The sequence below is a fragment of the Streptomyces sp. genome, assembly GCF_050698815.1.
Taxonomy (GTDB): Bacteria; Actinomycetota; Actinomycetes; order Streptomycetales; family Streptomycetaceae; genus Streptomyces.
The window spans coordinates 1-10,408 of the sequence record NZ_JBOHCV010000761.1 but is presented as its reverse complement, the minus strand read 5'-3'; the positions used below and the strand labels follow the sequence as shown (position 1 = coordinate 10,408).

Here is a 10,408-nt window from a genome sequence, read left to right as displayed (position 1 = left end):
GTGTCGCTTCCGGTGAACACCTTGCCGACCGGGCCGGGTTACGGAGTCCCGGGCCCTAACTCTGGTTGAAGAAACCGCCTTCGGCGGCGCGGCGGTCGCCGCCGACGATCTTGTAGTCCGGGGGAGTCAGCAGGAATACCCGCGTCGCCACCCGTTCGATCGAACCGCGCAGCCCGAAGGTGAGTCCGGCGGCGAAGTCCACGACGCGCTTGGCGTCCGCGGACTCCATCGTGGTGAGGTTGATGATGACGGGAACGCCGTCCCGGAACAGCTCGCCGATCCCGCGTGCGTCGCGGAAGCCGTCCGGGGTGACCGTGGCGATCCGGGTGCCCTCCTTCTGCGCCGCCTCCGCCGTCACCCGGACCCGCGGATCCGTGACCCAGGGCTCCCGCGCGGCGTCCCCGGGCTCCGGCCCCTCGGCGTAGTCGTCGTCGTAGTACCGCATTTCGCTGTCATCGACGAGGCCCAGCCAGGCACTCGCCTTGCGCACCGATCCCATGGACGCCTCCTCTCCTCTGCGCGGTCGACCGCAGTGGTCTTGAGCGGCTCCGCAGCGGCTCCGCCGCGGGTCCGCATCCCCATGTTCGTCCATGATGCGGATGTTGCGCCAAGCGAATACCCGACCAGAACGGGATTCGTGACGGTACTGGTGCAGAACATGTGGCGCCGGATCAGGGATCCGGTGGGACACCAGTGCTGACGGTGTGCAAGTCGGCCGGTCCGACCTGCTGTTACGTGATGCCGCGGCGCGGGGCGGGTACCGCACACCGGGAACCGGCGGGATCAACGGGCAAGCGGGGGAGCGGTGTTCGGGAGTGGACGTCCGGTCGTGCCCCGGCGCGCGGACGGGCGCCGTGCGCCCCGCGGTCGCTCGTACGGGGGGCGGGCCCGGCGGGGAGCCGCCGAAGCCTCGCCCGAGTCCGGAATCCGGGTGAGAAATAGCCGGTCGAAAATCCCTATGGGAAACCCTGCCGGAATACGGCGGCTGATGGCCAATTGACGGACAGAAGCGGACAAGTACGGTTCTTGCGTCAGTTGAGGCGATGCTTGTCTGTTGTCGCCCGTTGTGTTCATACAAGGGATCGACGCGTGCCACTTTCCATGTGTACCGTCAGCCTGCTACGACTCGACTTTTCATCGGCCTAGGCGAACTTAGCCCTTGTGTGTTAACCGTGGCTCTCGTAATACTCGGCGGTACGAGTTGGCATGGACGCGACTTCCTTCGGGCAAGGGGAGCCGGTGTCCGTACTTCCTCCGGGGCCGCCCCCAACCCTCGGGCGGTCTCAACCCCCCACTGGAGGTTCTGAGTTGAAGCACAAGATGTTGAAGCACCAGATATCGAAGCGCCGGGTGGCCATCGCTGGTGCGGGCGTGGCGGCCCTCGTCGCCGGCACGCTCACGCTGTCCGCCAACGCCTCGGAGGAGAGCGCCCCCACCCTCAAGAGCCTGACGAGCACGTCGGCCACGAAGCTCGCCTCGAAGCTCACGTCCGACCTCAAGGGTGACGCCGGGTCCTACTACGACGCCAAGGCCAAGAAGCTGGTCGTCAACGTCACCGGCCAGGCTGCCAAGAAGCAGGTCGAGGCCGCCGGGGCCCAGGCCAAGCTCGTCGAGCACACGATGGCCCAGCTCGACTCGGTCAAGAGCACGCTCACCAAGACGGACATCGCCGGCACCTCCCGCGTGGTGGACGTGAAGACCAACAAGGTCATCCTCACCGCGGACAGGACCGTCAAGGGCGCGGACCTCGCGAAGCTGAAGAAGCAGGCGGCTGCGCAGGGCGGCAAGGTCGAGATGAAGCGCACCGCGGGCAAGTACACCACCAAGATCGCCGGTGGTGACGCCATCTGGGGCGACGGCGGGCGCTGCTCCCTCGGGTTCAACGTGACCGTCGGCGGTCAGCCGGCCTTCCTCACGGCAGGCCACTGCTCGACCGCGATCGCCAGCTGGTCGGACACCCAGGGCGGCGCGGAGATCGCCAAGAGCGGCGACGGCAAGTTCCCGGGTGCCGACTACGGCATCGCCACCTACACCGGCGACACCGCGCACCCGAGCGAGGTGAACCTCTACAACGGCAGCACCCAGGCGATCTCAGGCGCGGCCGAGGCCGAGGTCGGCCAGCAGGTCACCCGCAGCGGCAGCACCACTCAGGTGCACGACGGCACCGTGAGCGCCGTGAACGCCTCCGTCACCTACCCGGAGGGCACCGTCGACGGTCTCATCCAGACCGACGTCTGCGCCGAGCCCGGTGACAGTGGTGGCGCGCTCTTCGCCGGTGACAAGGCGCTGGGTCTGACCTCCGGCGGCAGCGGTGACTGCTCCGCCGGCGGCGAGACCTTCTTCCAGCCGGTGCCGGCCGCCCTCGAGGCGCTGGGTGCTCAGCTTCCCTGACACGCCGGACGCACAGGTGTGACGCGCACGAAGTGACACGTGACACCACACCGCACAAGAACGGAACCCCCGGGCCCGGCCCGGGGGTTCCGTCGCGTTCACGGTGGCGTTCGCCCGCGTGCGCGCAGGCGGCGATGGGAGTACCCCCACCCGGGCCGCCGGCCCAGGGGGAGCGTCACCTCACTCGGCGGCGGACTCGCCGGCGACCAGTTCCGCGATCTGCACCGCGTTCAGCGCGGCGCCTTTGCGGAGGTTGTCGTTGGTGAGGAAGAGCGCGAGGCCGTGCTCAACGGTCTCGTCGCCGCGGATACGGCCGACGTAGCTCACGTCCTTGCCCGCGGCCTGGAGCGGGGTGGGAATGTCGGAGAGCTCGACGCCCGGCGCGGCGGCCAGCACCTCGCGGGCCCGCTCCGGGGGGAGCGCCCGCTCGAAGCGGGCGTTGACCTGGAGGGAGTGGCCGGTGAAGACCGGTACACGTACACAGGTGCCGGACACCTTCAGGCCGGGGATGTCGAGGATCTTCCGGCTTTCGTTGCGCAGCTTCTGCTCCTCGTCGGTCTCCTCCAGACCGTCGTCGACGATCGAGCCCGCGAGCGGCAGCACGTTGAAGGCGATCGGCCGCTTGAACTTGTCCGGCTCCGGGAAGTCCACCGCGTCCCCGTCGAAGGTCAGCCGGGCGGCGTCGGTCTCGACCGCCTTGCCCGCCTGCTCGTTCAGCTCGGCGACACCGGCCAGCCCGCTGCCGGAGACCGCCTGGTAGGTGGCGACGACCAGCCCGGTCAGCCCGGCCTCCTCGTGCAGCGGACGCAGCACGGGCATGGCGGCCATGGTGGTGCAGTTCGGGTTGGCGATGATGCCCTTGGGGCGGCGCCGGGCGGCGTCCGGGTTCACCTCGGAGACGACCAGCGGCACATCGGGGTCGAGCCGCCAGGCGGAGGAGTTGTCGATCACGACGGGTCCCTGGGCGGCGACCTTCTCGGCGATCGCCTTCGAGGTCGCGCCGCCGGCGGAGAAGAGCACGACGTCCAGTCCGGAGTAGTCGGCCGTGGCCGCGTCCTCGACGGTGATCTCACTGCCCTGCCAGGGGAGGGTCCGCCCGGCGGAACGGGCGGAAGCGAACAGCCGCAGCTCTTCGACCGGGAGGTTCCGTTCGGCCAGAATCTCCCGCATCACGCTGCCGACCTGTCCGGTGGCTCCGACGATCCCGATCCTCATGGGGCTCCTTCGCTTTCTGTGCTGTGTCCGTCCGTGTCCCGTTTGCGCTGTGCGTGCGGGCGGCACCGCCGGGCCGTCCCGGCGGGGCGCTGAGTCTTCTACCCTGCCCTGCCACATCTACGATCGGCGACTTCGCCGACATTCTTTGACATCGGTCACACGGGTGGGAGGGCAGGGGGAGTCACCTGCGGTCACGGGCCGGGTACCAGGGATGAGCTGCGAGGCGGCGTCGTCTCATGCCGTTCGAACGAAAGTTCGATGGCTGGTTTATGGTGGGTGTGTATTCGGCTGAGCAGGGGCGCGAGCACGGTGGGAGGTGCGGCGGATGTCGGGGTTCGTGCACCTGCACGTCGCTTCCGGGTTCTCCGCGCGGTACGGGGCCTCCCACCCCGAGACACTGGCCGCGCGTGCCGCCGAGCGCGGGATGGACGCGGTCGCGCTCACCGACCGGGACACCCTCGCCGGCGCGGTGCGGTTCGCCAAGGCGAGCGCCCGGGCGGGGGTCCGTCCGGTGTACGGAGCGGAGCTGGCCGTGGCGGAGCGGCCGGAGGGGGCGAGCGCGGTGCGCCGCCGGCGGACGCCGGTCAGGGGAGGTGCCTTCGTCGATGAATCGGCGCAGCGCGCCGTATTCCTCGCCGGACGGGGGGCCGTGGGATGGGGGCAGCTGTGCCGGCTGGTCAGCTCTGCACACGCCGGCGGGGGCGAGCGGCCCCGGCTGGAGTGGGGTGACCTGGCGGAGCTGGGAGGCGCGCAGGAGGGCGCGCTGACCGTACTGCTGGGCCCGGACTCCGATGTCGGCCGGTCGCTCGCCGCGGGCCGGCCCGACCGGGCGGCACGGCAGCTCGGCGGCTGGCGGGAGATCTTCGGTACCGCGCTGCGGCTGGAGGTCGCCGGGTACGTACCGCTGCGGGAAGCCGCGCGGATGCTGGGGCTCGCGGCCGAGCAGGGGCTGAAGCCCGTACTGACCAACGCGGTGCGTTACGCCGATCACGGCCAGGGCCCGGTCGCGGACGTACTGGACGCGGCGCGCCGGCTGGTCCCGGTCGACCCGCGGAAGGGGCTGGACGGCGGGGAGCGGTGGCTGAAGGAGCCGGAGGCGATGGCGGCGGTCGCGGAGCGGGTCGCGGAGGCCGCGGGCTACCGGCAGGACACCGCGCACCGGCTGCTGACGCTGACCGAGGAGACCGCCGCCGACTGCCGGGTCGACCCCGAGGACGACATCGGCATCGGACGGGTGCACTTCCCGGAGCCGTGGCTGGTCGGCGCGGGCGGCGGGGCCGGTGGGGGGAGGAGCGCCGAGCGCGTGCTGCGCGCGCGCTGCGCGGCCGGCATGGTCGGGCGGCGGTACGAGGGACAGCGGGCGCGCTGGGACAGGCTCGAGGACGAGCTGCGGATCATCGAAGGGCTCGGCTTCTCCTCCTACTTCCTCACCGTCGCGCAGGTCGTCCGGGACGTGCGGGCGATGAACGTACGGGTGGCGGCGCGCGGTTCGGGTGCCGGGTCGCTGGTCAACCATCTGCTGGGCATCGCACACGCCGACCCGGTCGAGCACAACCTGCTCATGGAGCGCTTCCTCTCACCGCGTCGCGCCAGCCTGCCGGACATCGACATCGACGTGGAGTCGGCCCGTCGGCTGGAGGTCTACCGCGCCATCTTCGAACGCTTCGGCGAGGAGCGCGTCGCCACCGTCGCCATGCCGGAGACCTACCGGGTGCGGCACGCCATCCGGGACGTGGGCGCGGCGATCGGCATGGACCCCGCCGAGACCGACCGGCTCGCCAAGGCGTTCCCGCACATCCGGGCGCGCGACGCGCGGGCGGCCCTCGCCGAACTCCCGGAGCTGCGCGGCGTGGACGCCGAGGGGTACGGGCCCCGCTTCTGGGACCTGGTCGAGTCGCTGGACGCGCTGCCCCGCGGGGTCGCCATGCACCCGTGCGGAGTGCTGCTCTCGGACGCCTCGCTGCGCGCCCGTACACCCGTCATGCCCACCAGCACCGAGGGGTTCGCCATGTCGCAGTTCGACAAGGACGACGTGGAGGACCTGGGACTGCTCAAACTGGACGTGCTGGGGGTGCGGATGCAGTCCGCGATGGCGCACGCCGTCGCCGAGGTCGAGCGGGCGAGCGGCGAGCACGTCGGGCTGGACGAGGCGCCCGAGGGCGACCCGGAGACCTACGAGCTGATCCGGTCCGCCGAGACGCTCGGCTGCTTCCAGATCGAGTCGCCCGGCCAGCGCGACCTGGTCGGGCGGCTGCAGCCGGAGAACTTCCACCATCTCGTCGTCGACATCTCGCTGTTCCGGCCGGGCCCGGTCGCCGCCGACATGGTGCGGCCCTTCATCGAGGCCCGGCACGGGCGGCAGCCCGCCCGCTATCCGCACCCGGACCTAGAGCCCGTGCTGCGCGAGACGTACGGCGTCGTGGTCTTCCACGAGCAGATCATCGAGATCCTGTCGGTCATGACCGGCTGCGGCCGCGCGATGGCCGACGAGGCGCGGCGCGCGCTGTCGGACGACGAGCGGCAGGGAAGGGTGCGGGCCTGGTTCGCGCAGGAGGCGTCCGGGCACGGGTACGCGGCCGATGTCATCGCCCGCACCTGGGAGATCGTGGAGGCGTTCGGCTCCTACGGGTTCTGCAAGGCGCACGCCGTCGCCTTCGCCGTACCCACCTATCAGTCGGCGTGGCTGAAGACCCACTACCCGGCCGCCTTCTACGCGGGGCTGCTGGAGCACGATCCGGGGATGTATCCGAAGCGGCTGCTGCTGGCGGACGCGCGGCGGCGGGGGGTGCCGGTGCTGCCGCTGGATGTGAACCGGTCGGCGGTCGCTTATCGGATCGAACTGGTGTCTGATTCTGGGGGGGTTGAGGGATCGGTTGAGAGCTTGGACTCGTCGGACTCGGGGCGGTGGGGGCTGCGGCTCGCCCTCTCCGAGGTCCAGGGCATCAGTGCCGCGGACGCGGAGCGGATCGCCGCCGGGCAGCCCTACGACTCGCTGGCCGACCTCTGGCGACGGGCCCGGCCGCCCCGCCCCGTCGCCGAAAGGCTCGCCCGGATCGGGGCGCTGGACGTCTTCACCTCCGACGGCAACCGGCGCGACCTGCTGCTGCACATCGCCGAACTCCACCGGCAGCAGCGCGGTACGGGAGCCAGAGAGGGGCAGTTGGCGCTGGGTGAGGCAGCCGCACCGGAACCGGCCGGGCTGCCCGACCTCGACGCCGGCGAACGGCTGGGGGCGGAACTGGGCGTCCTCGGCATGGACGCCTCCCGGCACCTCATGGATGATCACACCGCGTTCCTGCGGGAGTTGGGCGCGTACTCCGCGCGCGGGCTGCGCGCCGCCCGGCACGGCGAGACGGTCCTGGTCGCGGGCGCCAAGGCCGCCACCCAGACCCCGCCGATCCGGTCGGGGCGCCGCGTCATCTTCAGCACCCTCGACGACGGCACCGGACTGGTCGACCTCGCCTTCTTCGACGACGCGCACGCCGCGTGCGCGCACACCGTCTTCCACTCCTGGCTGCTGCTGGTGCGGGGCGTGGTGCAGCGGCGCGGGCCGCGCAGCCTCAGTGTGGTCGGCGCGGCGGCCTGGGACCTGGCCGAACTGGCCGAACTGCGCCGCACCGGCGGCCTGGACGCGGTCGCCGCCCGGCTGGCGGAGGTCCCCGAGGTGCCGGCACCCGAGCCGGACGCCGGCCCCGGGCGCACCGTCCAGGTGGCGAAGGGCTACGAGATGAACCCCTGGGCCGACCTGCGGACGCCGGGTGACTCCGCCGACTCGCCGAAGGCCCTGCGCAAGCTCTGGCACTCCAGCCCGGGGAGCGCGGGATGAGCGAGGCCACCGAGCGTCCCGGACTCCACGTGCTGTATGTGCGTTTCGGGGAGCACGCCGAAGAGGACCGCCCGGAACTCCTCGGTCTCCTCTCCGGCTTCACCCCTGTCGTCCAAGCGCTGCCGCCCGACGCCGCGCTCGCCGATGTGCGGGGCGCGCTGCGCTACTTCGACCGGGACGCACCCGGGCTGGCCCGGCTCGTCCGTATCCGGGCGCTGGCCCTGTACGGCACCGACTGCACCATCGGCGTCGCCGCCAATCCGCTCCTCGCCCGGATGGCGGCGCACTGCGGGCCACCCGGCACGGTCCGCGTGATACGCCCCGAGGAGACCGCCGCCTTCCTCGCCGGCAAGCCCGTCGCGGCCCTGCACGGCGTCGGACCGGCGACCGCCCGCACCCTGTGCGCGTACGGCCTGGACACCGTCGGCCGTCTCGCCGGCGCGTCCCCCGCCACCCTGCAGCGGGTGCTCGGCGCGACGGCCGGGCGCCGTCTGTACGAGCGGGCCCGCGGCATCGACCCGACCACCGTCGTCCCGCGCGCGCCGACTCCTTCGGCCGGCTCCGAGTACCGCTTCGACCGGGACGAACTCGACCCGGACCAGCGCCGCCGGGCGCTGCTCACCCTCGCCGACGAGCTGGGTTTCCGTATGCGTACGGACGGGCAGGTGGCCCGCGCGCTGACCCTCACCGTCCGCTACGCCGACCGTTCCGCCACCACCCGTCACCGCACTCTCGCCGAACCGACCGCGCACACCCCGGCGTTGACCGCCACCGCCTACGCTCTGCACGACGCGCTCGGACTGCAGCGGGCCCGGGTACGCGCGGTCTCCCTGCGCGCCGAGGAGCTGACGCCGGCCGAACTGGCCACCTGCCAGCTCTCCTTCGACCCCCGTGCGGAGAAGGCGAGGCGGGCGGAGGCGGCGGCGGACCGGGCCCGGCTCCGGTTCGGCGCGGCGGCGGCGCATCCCGCGTCGCTCTTCGACGCCGCGTAGGGCGCTGTGCGGCGGGGCCGGGTCAGCCCCGGGCGGCGGCGATGCGCTGCCGGGACGCCTCGTAGAGCACGGTGGTCGCGGCGTTCGCCGCGTTGAGGGAACTGGCCGAGCCCGCCATCGGGATGCGCACCGTGTGGTCGCACAGCTCGCGCCAGGCCGCACTCAGCCCCGTGGTCTCGTTACCGATGAGCAGCAGTACGGGCCGGGTCAGGTCGGTGTCGAAGAGGTCGGCCCCGCCGTGCTCGTCCGTACCGACCACCGCGACCTCGGCGCCCTGCCGCCCCCGCGCCCGGCACTCCTCCAGCCACGCCACGACCTCCCGCTGCGAGGGGACCCGGACAGCCGGCAGGGCGAAGAGTGAACCCGTGCTGGCCCGTACCGACTTCGGGTCGTAGACGTCGGCGGCGTGACCGGTGACGATCAGCCCGTCGGCGCCGAAGGCGTCCGCGGAGCGGATGACGGTGCCGATGTTGCCGGGGCTGGTGGGCCGGTCGAAGAGCACGCCGAGAAAGCCGTCGCCGACCGGGATCCGGGCCAGGTCGTCAGCGGGCATCTCCAGCACCGCGACGACCTCGGGCGCGGCCTCGTCCTTCCCGCCCAGCTCGGCGAGGAGTTCCGGAGCCATGGCGACGTGCTCCGCGCGGGTGTCGCGGACCAGATCCGCCGCCCAGCGGGAGAGTGGCCGCTCGGTGGAGTGGAGCAGCGTACGCACCGGCCAGCCGCGCTCCAGGGCGAGGGTGATCGGGCGGACACCCTGGACGAGGAACTCCCGTGCCCGTTGCCGCTTGTTCCGGTTGGTCAGCAGCGACTGCCACTGCTGGAAGCGGGCGTTGCGGGAGGTGATCCGCTGAACCACCGCTGTCCTTCCGTTCGGGAGCGTGCCGCGGCAGCAGCCTACCCGGGGGCCGTATGCACACCGAACCTTCACAGGCACGCATATGGCTTCCCCAACTTACTGACTCGTAAGTTACTAGGACTTCAACAGTGTCGATCCGTCCTCACCCCCCACGAGGAGACGGCAGTGAACCTGTCCTGGAAGCACCCCCGCACCCCCGCCGCCGTAGCGGCCGTCGCGATCGTCATGACGGCGCTCCCGACCGCGGCGACCGCCGCCTCCGCCGAAGCCCCTTCCACTCAGAAGTCCGCCACTCAGAAGCCGGCCGCCCAGAAGTCCGGCGCGGCGGACAGCGGGTGGAACGACTACTCCTGCAAGCCCTCTGCCGAGCACCCGCGCCCCGTCGTGCTCGTCCACGGCACCGGAGGCAACGCCTTCGACAACTGGCTCGGGCTCGCCCCGTATCTGACCCGACGCGGCTACTGCGTCTTCTCCCTCGACTACGGCCAGCGTCCCGGCATACCCCTCGTCTACGGTCTCGGCCCCATCGAGAAGTCGGCGGAGCAGCTGGACGCCTTCGTCGACAAGGTGCTGGCGGCCACCGGCACCGGAAAGGTCGACATCGTCGGCCACTCGCAGGGCGGCATGATGCCCCGCCACTACATGAAGTTCCTCGGCGGCGCCGGCAAGGTGAACGCTCTGGTCGGCATCGCCCCCAGCAATCACGGCACCACCCTCAGCGGGCTCACCAAGCTCACCGACATCCTTCCGCCGCTCGGCGACGTCATCGGGGAGTTCGGCCCGGCCCTGATGCAGCAGAAGGTGGGCTCCGACTTCATCACCCGCCTCAACGAGGGCGGGGACACCCTGCCGGGCATCCACTACACGGTGATCGCGACCAAGTACGACCAGGTCGTCACCCCGTACAAGACGCAGTTCCTGGAGGGGCCCGACGTCAACAACGTCGTGCTGCAGGACCTGTGTCCGGCCGACATCTCCGAGCACCTCGCCATCGGGCTCTTCGACAGACTGGCCTTCCACGAGACGGCCAACGCCCTCGACCCCGCCCACGCCACCCCGACCACCTGCGCCTCTTAGGCCCAGAACCTCTCCGTCCACCCGGCCCCGGCGCCCGCGGCTCTCTCCGGC

7 protein-coding genes are annotated in these 10,408 nt (G+C 71.7%); 4 read left to right on the top strand and 3 right to left on the bottom strand.

The genetic code is table 11. The features are described 5' to 3' along the window. Nucleotides 1-55 precede the first annotated feature (55 nt). Nucleotides 56-499 (bottom strand): cell division protein SepF, encoded by a 444-nt coding sequence (locus ACRDP3_RS27120; protein WP_431519649.1) that lies wholly within the window; start codon nt 497-499, stop codon nt 56-58. 821 nt (nt 500-1,320) lie between these two features. Between ACRDP3_RS27120 and ACRDP3_RS27115 the strand changes: the two genes are divergently transcribed. Next, nucleotides 1,321-2,391: a S1 family peptidase gene (locus ACRDP3_RS27115; RefSeq protein WP_431519651.1), complete on the top strand. Its 1,071-nt coding sequence runs from the start codon at nt 1,321-1,323 to the stop codon at nt 2,389-2,391. 180 nt (nt 2,392-2,571) lie between these two features. Here the strand turns inward: ACRDP3_RS27115 and ACRDP3_RS27110 are convergent, their stop codons facing one another. Next, on the bottom strand, nt 2,572-3,606 hold the full coding sequence (locus ACRDP3_RS27110) for an aspartate-semialdehyde dehydrogenase (RefSeq protein ID WP_431519648.1): 1,035 nt from the start codon (nt 3,604-3,606) through the stop codon (nt 2,572-2,574). Nucleotides 3,607-3,931: 325 nt separating this feature from the next. Here ACRDP3_RS27110 and ACRDP3_RS27105 point away from each other — a divergent pair, with 325 nt between their 5' ends. Beyond that, the gene (locus tag ACRDP3_RS27105; protein ID WP_431519647.1) at nt 3,932-7,432 is read left to right on the top strand and encodes a DNA polymerase III subunit alpha; all 3,501 of its coding nucleotides are present in this window, start codon (nt 3,932-3,934) and stop codon (nt 7,430-7,432) included. After that, nucleotides 7,429-8,424, top strand: coding sequence for a DNA polymerase Y family protein (locus ACRDP3_RS27100; RefSeq protein ID WP_431519646.1), 996 nt, complete (start codon nt 7,429-7,431; stop codon nt 8,422-8,424). Before ACRDP3_RS27105 ends, ACRDP3_RS27100 begins: the two co-directional genes overlap by 4 nt. A gap of 22 nt (nt 8,425-8,446) precedes the next feature. On the opposite strand, the gene ACRDP3_RS27095 is transcribed toward ACRDP3_RS27100, so the two are convergent. Beyond that, nucleotides 8,447-9,280 carry a TrmH family RNA methyltransferase gene (locus ACRDP3_RS27095; protein WP_431519645.1) on the bottom strand — a complete coding sequence of 278 codons (834 nt, stop codon included), beginning with the start codon at nt 9,278-9,280 and terminating at the stop codon, nt 8,447-8,449. Nucleotides 9,281-9,505: 225 nt separating this feature from the next. On the opposite strand from ACRDP3_RS27095, the gene ACRDP3_RS27090 reads away from it, so the two are divergent. After that, the gene (locus ACRDP3_RS27090) at nt 9,506-10,357 is read left to right on the top strand and encodes an esterase/lipase family protein (RefSeq protein ID WP_431519650.1); all 852 of its coding nucleotides are present in this window, start codon (nt 9,506-9,508) and stop codon (nt 10,355-10,357) included. Nucleotides 10,358-10,408: the final 51 nt, after the last annotated feature.